Source organism: Kribbella sp. HUAS MG21, assembly GCF_040254265.1.
Classification (GTDB): domain Bacteria; phylum Actinomycetota; class Actinomycetes; order Propionibacteriales; family Kribbellaceae; genus Kribbella.
Genome location: NZ_CP158165.1, coordinates 5,640,784 through 5,653,514, shown reverse-complemented (window position 1 = coordinate 5,653,514; position 12,731 = coordinate 5,640,784). Strand labels below are relative to the sequence as shown.

Annotated in this window: 16 protein-coding genes; 9 read left to right on the top strand and 7 right to left on the bottom strand. The window is 70.3% G+C overall.

What is annotated here, in order from left to right:
• Positions 1-79 precede the first annotated feature (79 nt).
• A complete protein-coding gene (locus ABN611_RS27455) occupies positions 80-658 on the top strand; it encodes a TetR/AcrR family transcriptional regulator (RefSeq protein ID WP_350275128.1) in 579 nt (192 codons plus the stop codon).
• Between the two features lie 120 nt (positions 659-778).
• Positions 779-1,267, top strand: coding sequence for a DUF4383 domain-containing protein (locus ABN611_RS27450; RefSeq protein ID WP_350275127.1), 489 nt, complete (start codon positions 779-781; stop codon positions 1,265-1,267).
• Here the strand turns inward: ABN611_RS27450 and ABN611_RS27445 are convergent.
• The 3 genes from ABN611_RS27445 to ABN611_RS27435 all read right to left on the bottom strand — a co-directional run bounded on the left by ABN611_RS27445 (position 1,253) and on the right by ABN611_RS27435 (position 3,999).
• The gene (locus tag ABN611_RS27445; RefSeq protein ID WP_350275126.1) at positions 1,253-2,692 is read right to left on the bottom strand and encodes an MFS transporter; all 1,440 of its coding nucleotides are present in this window, start codon (positions 2,690-2,692) and stop codon (positions 1,253-1,255) included. The two genes, ABN611_RS27450 and ABN611_RS27445, sit on opposite strands and share 15 nt — an antisense overlap.
• A 172-nt stretch (positions 2,693-2,864) precedes the next feature.
• Positions 2,865-3,491 (bottom strand): DUF305 domain-containing protein, encoded by a 627-nt coding sequence (locus tag ABN611_RS27440; protein WP_350275125.1) that lies wholly within the window; start codon positions 3,489-3,491, stop codon positions 2,865-2,867.
• A gap of 55 nt (positions 3,492-3,546) precedes the next feature.
• A complete protein-coding gene (locus ABN611_RS27435; RefSeq protein WP_350275124.1) occupies positions 3,547-3,999 on the bottom strand; it encodes a DUF6153 family protein in 453 nt (150 codons plus the stop codon).
• Positions 4,000-4,017: 18 nt separating this feature from the next.
• Between ABN611_RS27435 and ABN611_RS27430 the strand changes: the two genes are divergently transcribed.
• Entirely contained in the window at positions 4,018-4,383 is a 366-nt protein-coding gene (locus ABN611_RS27430; protein ID WP_350275123.1) for a BlaI/MecI/CopY family transcriptional regulator, read from the top strand.
• On the top strand, positions 4,380-5,300 hold the full coding sequence (locus tag ABN611_RS27425; protein WP_350275122.1) for a M56 family metallopeptidase: 921 nt from the start codon (positions 4,380-4,382) through the stop codon (positions 5,298-5,300). Before ABN611_RS27430 ends, ABN611_RS27425 begins: the two co-directional genes overlap by 4 nt.
• A gap of 38 nt (positions 5,301-5,338) precedes the next feature.
• On the opposite strand, the gene ABN611_RS27420 is transcribed toward ABN611_RS27425, so the two are convergent.
• Positions 5,339-5,617, bottom strand: a complete 279-nt coding sequence (locus ABN611_RS27420) for a heavy-metal-associated domain-containing protein (RefSeq protein WP_350275121.1) — start codon at positions 5,615-5,617, stop codon at positions 5,339-5,341.
• 31 nt (positions 5,618-5,648) lie between these two features.
• A complete protein-coding gene (locus ABN611_RS27415) occupies positions 5,649-7,727 on the bottom strand; it encodes a copper-translocating P-type ATPase (RefSeq protein WP_350281690.1) in 2,079 nt (692 codons plus the stop codon).
• Positions 7,728-7,998: 271 nt separating this feature from the next.
• Here ABN611_RS27415 and ABN611_RS27410 point away from each other — a divergent pair, with 271 nt between their 5' ends.
• On the top strand, positions 7,999-8,286 hold the full coding sequence (locus ABN611_RS27410) for a metal-sensitive transcriptional regulator (RefSeq protein ID WP_350275120.1): 288 nt from the start codon (positions 7,999-8,001) through the stop codon (positions 8,284-8,286).
• Positions 8,287-8,311: 25 nt separating this feature from the next.
• Here the strand turns inward: ABN611_RS27410 and ABN611_RS27405 are convergent, their stop codons facing one another.
• Positions 8,312-8,899 (bottom strand): DUF305 domain-containing protein, encoded by a 588-nt coding sequence (locus ABN611_RS27405; RefSeq protein ID WP_350275119.1) that lies wholly within the window; start codon positions 8,897-8,899, stop codon positions 8,312-8,314.
• A gap of 52 nt (positions 8,900-8,951) precedes the next feature.
• The gene (locus tag ABN611_RS27400) at positions 8,952-9,896 is read right to left on the bottom strand and encodes a helix-turn-helix domain-containing protein (protein WP_350275118.1); all 945 of its coding nucleotides are present in this window, start codon (positions 9,894-9,896) and stop codon (positions 8,952-8,954) included.
• Positions 9,897-10,024: 128 nt separating this feature from the next.
• Here ABN611_RS27400 and ABN611_RS27395 point away from each other — a divergent pair, with 128 nt between their 5' ends.
• The 4 genes from ABN611_RS27395 to ABN611_RS27380 all read left to right on the top strand — a co-directional run bounded on the left by ABN611_RS27395 (position 10,025) and on the right by ABN611_RS27380 (position 12,704).
• Positions 10,025-10,495 carry a hypothetical protein gene (locus ABN611_RS27395; RefSeq protein WP_350275117.1) on the top strand — a complete coding sequence of 157 codons (471 nt, stop codon included), beginning with the start codon at positions 10,025-10,027 and terminating at the stop codon, positions 10,493-10,495.
• Positions 10,492-10,743 carry a hypothetical protein gene (locus ABN611_RS27390; protein ID WP_350275116.1) on the top strand — a complete coding sequence of 84 codons (252 nt, stop codon included), beginning with the start codon at positions 10,492-10,494 and terminating at the stop codon, positions 10,741-10,743. Before ABN611_RS27395 ends, ABN611_RS27390 begins: the two co-directional genes overlap by 4 nt.
• 102 nt (positions 10,744-10,845) lie before the next feature.
• The gene (locus tag ABN611_RS27385; protein WP_350275115.1) at positions 10,846-11,991 is read left to right on the top strand and encodes a serine hydrolase domain-containing protein; all 1,146 of its coding nucleotides are present in this window, start codon (positions 10,846-10,848) and stop codon (positions 11,989-11,991) included.
• 83 nt (positions 11,992-12,074) lie between these two features.
• Positions 12,075-12,704, top strand: coding sequence for a glyoxalase (locus ABN611_RS27380; RefSeq protein WP_350275114.1), 630 nt, complete (start codon positions 12,075-12,077; stop codon positions 12,702-12,704).
• The last annotated feature ends 27 nt before the right edge of the window (positions 12,705-12,731 follow it).

Below are 12,731 nucleotides of genomic sequence, written 5' to 3'. Positions count from 1 at the left end.
AACGATCGGTACACCTGAGAGTGTCAGCACGCCGCCGAACCTGTCAAGACCGATCGTTCTATCTGCTACGCTGAACCACATGTCGGAAGCACGCGCGCGACTGCTCGGCACTGCCACCGGGCTCTTCTACGCCGAAGGGCTGCACGCCGTCGGCATCGACCGTGTCATCGCCGAGGCGAAGGTCACCCGGGCGACGCTCTACCGGCACTTCCCCAGCAAGGACGACCTGATCGTCGCGTACCTGACCCAGGCCGACCAGGCGATCCGCGCCCGGCTGGAGGCCATGCGGGCCGAGGATCTCGGCCCGGACGACGTCATCCGGGCCGTCGCCCGGTCGATCACGGACGACATCCAGCGGCCCGGCTTCCGCGGGTGCGCGTTCCTGAACGCCGCCGCGGAGTACCCCGACCCGGCGCATCCGGTGCACCGGGCGGTCCTCGAGCACCGCGAGTGGTTCCTCGGCACGCTCGTCGAGCTCTTCACCGACCTCGGCAAGATCGACGCCGAGCCCGCGGCCCGGCACTTCGTGATGCTCCGCGACGGCGCCATGGCCGCCGGCTGCCTGACCGACCCGGAACCGATCTGCGCCACGTTCCTGCGCGGCGTCGAGGGACTCCTCAAGTACCGCAGCGGCCTCACCGCGGCGGCTACCGACTGACGTGGTACGGCGAGAGTTGGTAACGACCCGCCGATAGCGGCGGAGGGACCGAGCCGGGCGGCTTACAGTCGGGATACCCGAAACGCCCGGAGACTCGCCTGCCACAGTGAGGAGCCGCACGTGGACAACAGGATGCCCCGCCCAGCCGCTACCCAGGAGTTGGCTCTGTGGATCGCAGGTGCGTTGTTCACGCTGTCCTGCTTCGGATTCCTGTTACTGCTCCGGGACGAACTGCGGGCGTCCGGCAGACTGCTGTTCGGCCTGTTCCAGGTGTCGTTCGTGGACAGCGTCGTCTATCTGCTGCTCGCTGTCGGGGTCCTGCTGAGCGCCGGCTCCCTGCGTGACTGCCGGAGGCTGCTCGCGATCAGCGGCGTGGCGATGATCGCCCTTGCCCTCTACGGCTGGCTCGACGGTACTCCGGTGCTGCCGGCGCTGGTCCCGACGACCGCGCCCGACACCTGGCTGCACCTCGTCCTCGGCGGCGCCATGCTCGCCGCCATCGCGGTACGCCGTACCGCGATCCCGCTCACCGCCTTCGCATGGCAGCGGTCCCGGCGCCGGAGTGCGGTGGCCGGCGCCGGGACATGGGACAGCTCATCGGACAGTTGACGGCTCGCGGTCTGCCGGCTGCGCTGCCTGCCGCGGCATGCGGAGGGTGATCGCCGCCAGGACGGCACCGACCGCCGCGATGACGGCCGCTCCGACGAGCGCTGCCGAGTAGCCGTTCGTCAGGGCCGACGGGTCGCCCACCTCGTCCGCGCCGTTGGCCGCGGCGACGGCGGTCATCGCGGCCAGCCCGAGCGCGGACCCGATCTGGTAGCTGGTGTTGACGATGCCGGACGCCAGGCCGCCTTCCTCCGGACGGGCCGAGGACAGCGCGATGCCGAGGCTCGGGATGAACGCCAGCGACATGCCCGCCGCCGCGATCAGCGAGGCCGGCAGTACGTCGGTCCAGAACGAGCCGGTCGACCGGATCAGGGACAGTGCCGCCAGCCCGACGGTCAGGATCGACATCCCCGTCACCAGGGCCTTCTTCGGGCCGACGGACGCGATCAGCCGCGGCGCCGCGACGATCATGCCGAGCATGATGAAGCTTGTCATCGGCAACAACGCCGCCCCGCTCGGGAACGCGCTCAGGCCGAGCACCTGCTGCAGGTACAGGTTCAGGAAGAACCACATCGGCACCCAGGCCGCGCCGAGCAGCAGTTGCGCGACGTTCGCGGCCGCGAGGTTCGGCGTACGGAAGATCGCCAGCCGCATCAGCGGCTCCCGGCGCCCTGCCTGGATCGCCACGAACACACCGAGCAGCAGCACCGCCGCGAGACCCACCAGCAGCGTCTGGGCGGATGCCCAGCCGACCTCCGGTGCCCGCACGATCGCGTACACACCCGCGGCCAGTCCGCCGGTGACGGTCAGCGCACCGAGCAGGTCAACGCTCCCGCGGCGCGGCGCCGCGGCCGGCATCAAGGCCGGGGTCGCGATCAGCGCTGCCAGCGCGATCGGCACGTTGAGGTAGAACACCCACGGCCACGACAGGTACTGCGTGATCACGCCGCCGAGGAACACGCCCGCGGTACCACCGGCGGGTGCGGCCGCGCCGTACAACGCGATCGCCTTCGTCAGCTCCTTGGGGTTGCCGCCGAACAGCATCATCAGCAAGGTCAGCGCGGCCGGTGCGATCAGTGCGGCACCGACGCCCTGAACGGCCCGGCCGGCCAGCTCGAGCCCTACTCCCCCGGCGACGCCTGCCAGCACCGAGCCGATCAGCAGCACCGCCCAACCGGTCGCGAAGACCCGCCGCGCGCCGAGAAGGTCCGACAGCCGGCCGCCGAGGAGCAGCAGCCCGCCGAAGGCGACCACGTACGCGTTGAAGACCCAGGACAGGCTCCCGGGCGTGAACCCGAGGTCGACCCGCATCTCCGGAAGCGCCACGCCGATGATCGACGTGTCCATGATCACCATGAACTGAGCGCCGGCGATCAGGCCGAGCGCCCACCAGCGCCGGGACGACCCCGACGCGGTCACGTTACTCATCATATACCCCTTACCCCTAGTGGGTATCTGCCGAGACCGGCCGATCCCCAGGTCCTGTTGTCTGATGGATCGATACCATAGGGGGGTATTGTATTTTTTGACAAGTGGTTGCGCCCGGGAAAACCGAAACGGCCAGGATCGCACGGGTGCGATCCTGGCCGTTGGGCCGGCTTTACGGCAGCTGGGTGAGCAGCTTCTGCATCGTGGCGATCTCGGCGGTCTGGGCCGTCTCGATCGTCTTCGCCAGCGCGACCGCCGTGCTGCTCTTCCCCGCGGTCTGCTCGGTCTTGGCCATCGCGACGGCGCCCTGATGGTGCTTGATCATCAGCTGCACCCACATCCGGTCGAAGGCGGCACCGCCGGCCTTGCCCAGCGCGGCCATCTCCTCCTCGGTCATCATGCCTTCGCCGTGCGCCATCTCGTGGCCCATGCCGGGCGTGGGGACCATCTCGCCCCACCCCGTGAGCCAGCCTGACATCTGCTTGATCTCGGGGTCCTGGGCCGCCTTGATCGCGGTCGCCAACTGCTTGACCGTCGCGTTGCTCGCCTTCCGCAGCGCCAGATCGGCCATCGTGACGGCCTGCTGATGGTGCGGAATCATCTCGGTCGCGAACTTCACGTCGGCGTCGTTGTGGTCCGCCGCCGCGCTCGTGGTGCCCGTCGTGGCCGACGGCGTACTCTTCGTGCCGTGTTGCATGCCCGGCATGCCGCCTGCATCGCCGTCGTTGCCACAGGCCACCAGGCCCAGGACGACTGCGAGTGTGAGAGCCGCCGCAGCGGTAGTGCGCGTGGTGCGCATCGTCAGTGTTTCCTTTCGTCGAATGTCTGAAGGTCGGTCGCGTGCGGGCGGCGGCTCAGGTCCGCAGCACGCAGAGCTTCGACAACGACGGGGTGAGCCAGGGCGGTGAGCGCCCGAGGACGGCGGCCGGGACGACGCGGACCCGTGTTGCCCACGGCATCGGTCTGGCCGATCGCCGCCAGCTCAGGTACAGCGCCAGCCCGATCAGGAGCAGGCCGCCGAGGATCGCCAGGCACATCGAGTTCATCGGCTCGGCGGCACGGGTCAGGGACACCGGGGACGGGCTGGGTTCGGCGCTGTCCCCATGAACGGCATGCGCCGCGGACGGCTCTCCGGCCGACATCATCGCGGGGTCGTGGTTCATCGTCAGCGCGTGCATGCCGAGCACGCCGGCCAGGACGCAGACGTGCAGCAGCAGCCGGATCACCCTCGATCCGGGCACAGCACCCCGGCGTTCCATCCACGGATCCTTCGCGACGACGTACGAAGTACGATAGTAGATGCCCATCGAGACGGAGGGGACCTGGTGCGAGGGTTCGGCGAACTGGAAGCGGCGGTCATGGAGCGGTTGTGGTCCTGGGGCCGGCCCGCGATCGTGCGCGAGGTGCTCGACGACCTGAACAAGGACCGCGAGCTGGCGTACACCACGGTGATGACCGTGATGGACAACCTGCACCGCAAGGGCTGGCTGGCCAGGGAGCGGGACGGCCGCGCCTACCGCTACCGGCCGGTCGCGTCCCGGCAGGAGTACAACGCCGAGCTGATGCGCGAGATCCTCGACCGCAGCGGCGACCAGGCCGGCACCTTGTTGCGGTTCGTCGAGAACGTGACGCCGGAGGAGGCCCAGGCGATCCGCCGGGCGCTGCGGTCCCGCGGAGTTCGGCAGGCATGACGATCATCGTCGCGCTGCTCGCGTACGCCGGGACGCTGGCCGTGCTCGCGCCGCGCCTGCTCGCCGGCCCCTGGCTTCGCCGGTCGCCCCGGCTCGCGCTGGCGTTGTGGCACTCCAGCGCGATATCGGTGCTGCTGGCCACGATCCTGTCGACGGTCGCCTGCTTCGCGGACGAGGGCGGCGTCGCCCACTGGATTCCCGGACTGACCGGGCATCACGGGCTGTCCGGCCTGCTCCTGGCCGCCGCTCCGATCGTCGTGCCCGCGGTGCTCGCGCTCCGCCTCGGCGTGGTCGGCCGACGGCTGTCGCACAACCACCGCGACGGCCGGCGGCGGCATCTGGAGCTGGTGCGGTTGCTCGGCCGGTACGACGACGAGCTCGGCGCGACCGTCATCCCGGTCGATGTCCCGGCCGCGTACTGCGTGCCCGGTACCGATCAGATCGTGATCACCGCCGGGGCCCTTGCCGTCCTCGACGACCACGAACTGCGCGCTGTCGTGGCGCACGAGCAGGCACACCTCACCGGACGCCACCACCTGCTCGTCGGTTGGGCCGAGATCCTGCGCGGCGCCTTCGGAGCACTCCCCTTGTTCGCGCACCTCGGCAGGGCGACGGCCGACCTCGTCGAGCTCGTCGCCGACGACCGGACGGTACGTCGTACCTCCGCGGCGGGTCTGGCGAGCGCGATCGCCGCGCTGAGCTGTGGCCCCGCCCCGGCACACGGTCTCGCGGCCTCCGGCGGATCCGTGCTCGCGCGCGTCGAGCGCCTGCTCGCGCCACCCGCGCCGCTGCCGATCGTGCCCCGGATCGGCGGCATCGGTACGGCGGTCACGCTGCTCGCCGTCCCCGTCCTGCTCGTCCTGGCTCCGGCGACGGTGGCGGCCGGGCTGGTCGAGTGCCCGCATCCCTTCAGCTGACTTCGGGGTGCCGGATCCCGGCACCCCGAAGCGCTCGATCAGGCGCCGACCAGCTGATAACCCGCCTCGTCCACGGCGCCGCGGACCGTTTCCCGGTCGAGCGGCGACGTACTGCGGACCGTCACGGAGCCCGAGGACACCTCGACGTCGACGGACACGACGCCGTCCAGCTTGGAGAGCTCACCGGTCACCGAGCTCGCGCAGTGTCCGCAGGTCATGCCCTCGACGCTGTAGACGGTTTCGATCGGGGTGGTCTGCAGGTCGATCGTCCCGGCGTCCTGGCCGGTGTTGGTACCGCAGCTGCAGCTGTCACACATATCCGGTCTTCCTTTCGTTGGTTGATTCGGCTCAGTCGGCCGAGGTGAGGCGCACCCGGCGCAGGAGCTGCGCGTTGAGGGCGACCACGATGGTGGAGATCGACATCAGCACCGCGCCGACCGCTGGGCTGAGGGTCAGGCCGGCCCAGGCCAGCACACCCGCGGCCAAGGGGATCGCGATCACGTTGTAGCCGGCCGCCCAGGCGAGGTTCTGGATCATCTTGCGGTACGACGACTTGGACAGCCGGATCACGCCCGTGACGCCGCGCGGGTCCGAGGAGGCCAGCACGACACCGGCCGACTCGATCGCCACGTCGGTCCCGGCGCCGATCGCGATGCCGACGTCGGCGCGAGCCAGCGCGGGGGCGTCGTTCACGCCGTCGCCGACCATGGCGACCTGGAGGCCGCGGGCCTGCAGTTCGCTGACCGCCTTGTCCTTGTCGGCCGGCAGCACCTCGGCGAACACCTCGTCGACGCCTTCACGGAACCCGAGGTCCGCGGCGACCGCCTCGGCCACCGGCTTCGCGTCGCCGGTGATCATCACGATCTTCTCGACCCCGGCGGCACGCAACTGCTCGACAGCCTGGCGCGCCTCGGGACGGACCTCGTCCTCGAGCGCGATCGCGCCACGCACCGTCGCGCGGTCGCCGTCCAGCTCCAGCAGGTACAGCACCGCGGCGCCCCGGGCGGACCATTCGCCGGCGTGTTCGGCGTACTCGCCGGTGACGTCGACGTTCAGCTCGCGCAGCAACGCCGGGCCGCCGACCGCATAGTTGTTGCCGTCGACAACGGCCTGGACACCGCGTCCGGTGAGCGACTTGAAGTCGGTCGCCCGGCCCCGGACGCCACGCTCGTCGGCCGCCCGGACGATCGCCCGGGCCAGCGGGTGTTCGCTGTCGGACTCGACCGCGCCCGCGATCCGCAGTACCTCCTGCTCGTCACCGGCGACGCCGCTCACGACGTGCTCGCCCTTGGTCAGCGTGCCGGTCTTGTCGAACAGCACCGCCTGCACGGTCCGCATCCGCTCCAGCGCCAGCCGGTCCTTCACCAGGATGCCCGCCTTGGCCGCGACCGCGGTCGACAGCGAGATCACCAGCGGGATCGCCAGGCCGAGGGCGTGCGGGCAGGCGATCACCAGGACGGTCACCGTTCGTACGACGGACTCGTCCAGGTTGCCCAGCAGCCACCACGCGACGAACGTGACCAGCGCCGCGGCGGTCGCGATGTAGAACAGCATGGCCGCGAACCGGTCGGCGAGTACCTGGGCGCGGCCGCTCGACTGCTGTGCCTCGGCCACCAGTCGCTGGATGCCCGCGAGCGCGGTGTCCTCGCCGACGGCGTCGACGCGCACCCGGATCGCGGAGTCGGTGGCCACGGTGCCGGCGACGACCCGGTCCCCCGTCGTACGGGACACCGGCCGGGACTCGCCGGTGATCATCGACTCGTCCAGTTCGGCCGCGCCGTCGACGATCTCGCCGTCGGCCGGCACCCGGCCGCCGGAGCGGACCAGGACGACGTCGCCGATCTGCAGGTCGCTGACCTTGACGGTCTCGACGTCGTCACCCACCACGCGGTCGGCCTCGTCGGGCAGCAACGCGGCCAATGCCGCCAGTGCGCCCTGCGCCTGGCCGATCGCCTTCATCTCCTGCCAGTGGCCGAGCAGCATGATCGTGACCAGCGCGGCGAGCTCCCACCAGAAGTCGAGGTCGAACCAGCCGGCGCTGGTGGCGAGCGAGGCGACGTACGCCACTGTGATCGCCATCGAGATCAGCAGCATCATGCCGGGCGCCTTGTCGCGCGCCTCGCGGACGCCGCCCTGCAGGAACGGCCAGCCGCCGTAGAAGAACACGAACGTACCGAGCACCGGGCCGACCCAGTCGATCCCCGGGAAGTCGAGGCTGTAGCCGAACCAGTCCATCACCATGTGACTGGTCGCCACGATCGGCAGCGTCAGGACCAGGCTCAGCCAGAACTTCCGCCGGAACATCTCCGGATCGTGCCCGGCGTGCTTGTCGTGCCCACCGTGCCCAGAGTGTGCCCCGTGCGCACCGTGACCGCTGGGTCCGGCGTGGTCCGCGTGACCGGTGTGATCGTCGTGTGCCGCGGGCATCTCGTGACCGCCGTGCGCCGCGTCGGCGCCGTGCTGGTGCTGCTCCGGGTGGGGTGCGGGCGGGTGCTGGTCGTGCCCCGTGTGCGCCCCGGTCGCCTTCTCCATGGCGTGATCCCTCCGATCCAACTGTGCCGCGAAGACTTCGCGATCACACCCGAACACAATACCCCCGTAGGGTATTCCGTCAAGCCGCGGCACCCGCTTCGTCGGGTGACCGATACCACAGAGGGGTATCCTGGCGGCAGATTCGCCCAGCGACAGGAGCACCAGCGTGCAGCACCACGGCTACATCGAGGACAAGGACGCGTACCTCCGGCGCCTCCGCCGGATCGAGGGCCAGGCCCGCGGTCTGCAGCGGATGGTGGACGACGAGGAGTACTGCATCGACATCCTCACCCAGATCTCGGCGATGACGAAGGCGCTCGAGTCGGTCGCCCTCGGCCTGCTCGACGACCACCTGTCGCACTGCGTCGTCGACGCGGCGGCAGCCGGCGGCCCCGAGGCCGACCGCAAGATCAAGGAGGCCTCCGCCGCCATCGCCCGCCTGGTCCGCTCCTGATCACCTCCGGTCGTCGTCGCGGCGGCTAGCCGGCTCGCTGGAGCTGCCGCTGCAGGACGGGGATCTCCTGGGTGCGCGCGAGCTCGATCTTCTGCGCCAGTGCCACGGCCGCGGGACTCTTGCCCGCGGTCCGGTGTGCCTTGGCCATCGTCACCGCGCCCTGGTGATGCTTGATCATCCGCTGCAACCACGCACGGTCGAACGCGGACCGCGACAGGTTGCCCAGTTCATGCAGCTCGTCCTCGGTCATCATCCCGGGCAGCTCCTCGACGTGCCCGTGCTCCTGCTGCGGCGTCGGCTTGCCCCAACCGACGAGCCAGGTCGACAGCAGCTTGATCTCGGGCTCCTGCGCGGCGCCGATCTTCGCGGCCAACTGCTTCACCTGCGCCGACCCCGCCCGGTACCCCGCCATACTCGCCAGCTGCGTCGCCTGCTGGTGGTGCAGGATCATCTCGGACGCGAACCGGGCGTCCGCCTCGTTGAACTCCGCGACCGGAGTACTGCGGGCCGCCGTCGCCTCCCCGGCCCCGCTGTCCCCGCCGCCGCATGCGACGACCGACACCATGAGCAGGACAGCACCCGCCGCTGCCCCCAGCGCTCCGCGCCCACGCATGCCAGCTCGTCTCCTCGCCGATCGACGCTACGTCCGACGACTACTATGCCATCTAGTAGATGCGGGTCGGGCGGAAGGTCTTGCGATAGGTGCCGGGCGTGACGCCGACGGACTGGGCGAACAGGGTGCGGAAGTTGCTGGTGGTCGGGAACCCGACCTGGAGGGCGATCCGCTCCACGGTGTGGTCGGTGGTTTCGAGGAGTTCCTGGGCGTGCCGGACCCGGACGCCGGTCAGCCACTGGATCGGGCTCTGGCCGAGCTCGTCGGTGAAGCGGCGGGTCAGTGTGCGAACGCTGAGCCCGGCGGCCGCGGCGATCTCGGTCAGCGTGAGGCGACGGTGGGCGTTGACCTCGATCCAGGCGAGCACCTTCTCCAGCGTCGCGGTCCGGTACGTCGGGCGGTTGCGCAGGATGTACTGCGCCTGTCCGCCGGTGCGATGCAGCGGCGCCACCGCGAGCCGGGCCGCGTCGGCCGCGACCGCGACGCCGTAGTCCTGCTCGACGATGTGCAGACACAGGTCGAGCCCGGTGGAGGCACCGGCCGAGGTCAGGACGGTGCCGTCGTCGACGTACAGGACGTCTGGATCCACCTTCACCGCCGGGTACTCGCGGGCCAGGCGATCGCAAGCCAGCCAGTGCGTGGTCGCGGTGCGGCCGTCGAGCAGGCCGGCTTCGGCGAGGGTGAACGCCCCGACGCAGATCGACGCCACCCGCGTCCCGCGCGCGACCGCCGTACGCAGCAGGTCGAGGATCGCGTCCGGCGTGGGCCGGGTGGGGTCGTTGCGGCCCGGTACGACGATCAGGTCGGCGCGCGCCGCCTCGTCGAGGGGCACGCCGGGTGCGATCCGCAGCGGACCCGCGGACACCTCCGCGCCGGCGACCACCACTTGGTAGCCGCTGCGGCCGTCGGGCAGCCGGACGCTCCCGAAGACCGAGACCGGCGTGGCCAGATCGAACGCGATCACATCCTCGATCGTGAGCACGGCGACGGTGTACATGCGGCCCAGATTAGCCGAGCTCGGCCTGTGGCCAGATTCAGCTGTTATCTGACCATCCAGCCAGTGGCGGTACGGCGGTCCGGTCTTCAGGATGGCCGGGTGCCCGAAACCCGGAGAGAGGATCTCGTATGACGGCGTTCCTGCTGTCGGTCCATGTGCTGGCGGCGATCCTGGCCGTCGGACCGGTCGCGATCGCGGCCAGCATGTTCCCGCCGGCCGCCGGTGCGGCCCACCGCGACCACGAGGACGCCCGCAAGGCCGCGACTGTCCAGGTGCTGCACCGCATCACCCGGGTCTACGCGACGATCGCGATCTTCGTGCCGGTCTTCGGCCTCGCCACCGGCGCCAGGCTCGGCGTCCTCGGTGACGCCTGGCTGATCGCGTCGATGATCCTCACGGCGGCCGCGGCCGTCGTACTGATCGCGTTGATCCTGCCCGGACAGAGCCGGTTCATCGCGGTCATCGGCGTACCGGGCAACGACGCGGACGCACTGCGGAAGCGGCTGGCGATGCAGACCGGGATCTTCAATCTGCTCTGGGCGGTGGTCGTCGTGCTGATGATCTATCGGCCCGGCTCGACGACCGGAGTCGGCCTGTGACGCCGCGCCGGATCCTGCACGTCATCGGCACCGTCGAGCTCGCCACGCTGGCGTTGATGCTGTTGAACCTCGTCACGGTCCACGCGCCGGCGGTGTCCAGTACGCTCGGTCCGCTGCACGGCCTGGCGTACACCACCACCGTCATCAGCGCCGTACTGCTCATGAAGGGGCGGCACCGCGTTTGGCTGCTCGCGCTCGTCCCGGGCTGCGGCGGCCTACTCGCCGCCCGGGCCGCCGACCCCAGGTGAGGGTAGAGCCTGCTGTAGTTCGATTCGGGCCTCCGCTGTAGCGATTGCCGGCGGCATCGTTCGTAGGTTGGTCGCATTCCGACCAACGCACAGGAGATCCCCATGTTCCAGCGAGTCATCCTCGGCGTCGTGACCGCCGCCGCTCTTGCCGGTACGGCGGTTGTCACGCAGCCATCGTCAGCGGCTGAAGCTGCCGACGCCAGCCGTCACGACGTCGTACAGCAGAGTCTCGACAAGCTTGCTACCGGCAACAGTTTCCCCGGCGTGCTCGCCACCGTCAGGGAGCGGGGTGGGCGTGCCCGGACCTACACCGCGGGCGTGGCCGACCTGACGACGCGCGAGCCGGTACGGCGGGACAGCCGGGTGCGGGTCGGCAGTAACACCAAGCCGTTCACCGCGACCGTCGTACTGCAGCTCGTCGGCGAGGGGAAGGTCGGTCTGGACAGCCCGGTCGAGAAGTACCTGCCGGGTCTGGTGCGCGGCGCCGGCATCGACGGGCGGAAGATCACCGTCCGGCAGCTCCTGCAGCACACGAGCGGCATCCCGGACTACGACGAAGCGCTCGCCGACGGGTACCTGAAGATGCAGCACACCTACTGGGAGCCGCGCGAGATGGTCGACGTGGCGTTGCGGAAGAAGGCGTTGTTCGCGCCGGGCGCCGGCTGGGAGTACAGCAACACCAATTACATCCTCGCTGGGCTGCTCGTGCAGAAGATCACCGGGCGGCCGGTCGCCGAGGAGATCACGCGGCGGGTCATCGACCGGATCGGGCTGCGCGACACCTACTGGCCGGGCGTCGGGGACCAGACGATCGCCGGTCCACATCCGCGCGGCTACTACAAGACCACCCCGAACGGCCAGAACGTCGACGTCACGGTGGTGGGGCCGTCGCTCGGGTGGGCCGCCGGCCAGCTGATCTCCACGCCCGCCGACCTGAACCGCTTCTTCACCGCGCTGCTCGACGGCAAGCTGCTGGAGCCGGCGCAGCTGAAGGCGATGCTCACGACCGTCGCCGCGCCGGGTCTCGATGTCACCGAGGGCGGGCGGTACGGGCTGGGGATCGCGACCGTTCCGCTGTCCTGCGGCGGTTTCGCGTGGGGTCACGGCGGCGACATCTTCGGCTTCGAGACCCGCAACGGCGTCACCACCGACGGCCGCGAGGCCGCGCTCGCGGTCACCTCGATGCCGACCACCCTCGAGGACGCAAAACGCGTCGCCGCCACCTTGGACACCGCCCTCTGCCACTGAGCCGCATCAGCCGCCGAGAGGGTCGCGGGGATCGATCAGGAATCGAGAAGCACCGGCCGTCGGCCGCGCCTAGCGTGATGGTCATGACGACAATCGACACTCTCACCCTCGAGGTCACCGACCTCGCCACCGCCGAGAAGTTCTACGCCGCCGCCTTCGGGCTCGGCTCCCGGCTGGCGCTGCGCCAGTCCGACTCCCCCACCACCGGCTTCCGGGCCTTCCACATCTCCCTGGTCGTCTCGCAGCCGGCCACCGTGGACAGCCTGATCGGCTCCGCGCTCGCCGCCGGCGCCACCGTCCTCAAGCCCGCCGCCAAGTCGCTCTGGGGGTACGGCGGCGTCGTCGAAGCCCCCGACGGCACGATCTGGAAGGTCGCGACCTCCGCGAAGCGCAACACCGGCCCCGACACCGGGCAGATCGACGACCTCATCCTCCTGATCGGCGCCGACGACGTTGCCGCCAGCAAGCAGTTCTACGTGGACCACGGTCTGAAGGTCTCCCGCAGCTTCGGCCGCAAGTACGTCGAGTTCGAGGCGGCCCCCGGATCCGTCAAGTTCGCCCTCTACAGCCGCAAGGCCCTCGCCAAGGACGCCGGCGTCAGCCCGGACGGCACCGGCTCCCACCGCCTCGCCGTCACCAGCAACCACGGCGCCTTCACCGACCCGGACGGCTTCCCCTGGACCGCACCCGTCCTCTCCTCGTCCGCCGGCTAAGCGGTCCAGGCCAATTGGCCCGGCGGA

Excerpts from the sequence above, each read along its gene's own strand:
- ABN611_RS27435 (WP_350275124.1), bottom strand. The coding sequence starts at position 3,999 with ATGGGCATCTACTATCGTACTTCGTACGTCGTCGCGAAGGATCCGTGG.
- ABN611_RS27380 (WP_350275114.1), top strand. The coding sequence starts at position 12,075 with ATGACGACAATCGACACTCTCACCCTCGAGGTCACCGACCTCGCCACC.
- ABN611_RS27425 (WP_350275122.1), top strand. The coding sequence starts at position 4,380 with ATGACGATCATCGTCGCGCTGCTCGCGTACGCCGGGACGCTGGCCGTG.
- ABN611_RS27455 (WP_350275128.1), top strand. The coding sequence starts at position 80 with ATGTCGGAAGCACGCGCGCGACTGCTCGGCACTGCCACCGGGCTCTTC.
- ABN611_RS27415 (WP_350281690.1), bottom strand. The coding sequence starts at position 7,727 with ATGCCCGCGGCACACGACGATCACACCGGTCACGCGGACCACGCCGGA.
- ABN611_RS27385 (WP_350275115.1), top strand. The coding sequence starts at position 10,846 with ATGTTCCAGCGAGTCATCCTCGGCGTCGTGACCGCCGCCGCTCTTGCC.
- ABN611_RS27400 (WP_350275118.1), bottom strand. The coding sequence starts at position 9,896 with ATGTACACCGTCGCCGTGCTCACGATCGAGGATGTGATCGCGTTCGAT.
- ABN611_RS27395 (WP_350275117.1), top strand. The coding sequence starts at position 10,025 with ATGACGGCGTTCCTGCTGTCGGTCCATGTGCTGGCGGCGATCCTGGCC.
- ABN611_RS27420 (WP_350275121.1), bottom strand. The coding sequence starts at position 5,617 with ATGTGTGACAGCTGCAGCTGCGGTACCAACACCGGCCAGGACGCCGGG.
- ABN611_RS27445 (WP_350275126.1), bottom strand. The coding sequence starts at position 2,692 with ATGAGTAACGTGACCGCGTCGGGGTCGTCCCGGCGCTGGTGGGCGCTC.
- ABN611_RS27440 (WP_350275125.1), bottom strand. The coding sequence starts at position 3,491 with ATGCGCACCACGCGCACTACCGCTGCGGCGGCTCTCACACTCGCAGTC.
- ABN611_RS27405 (WP_350275119.1), bottom strand. The coding sequence starts at position 8,899 with ATGCGTGGGCGCGGAGCGCTGGGGGCAGCGGCGGGTGCTGTCCTGCTC.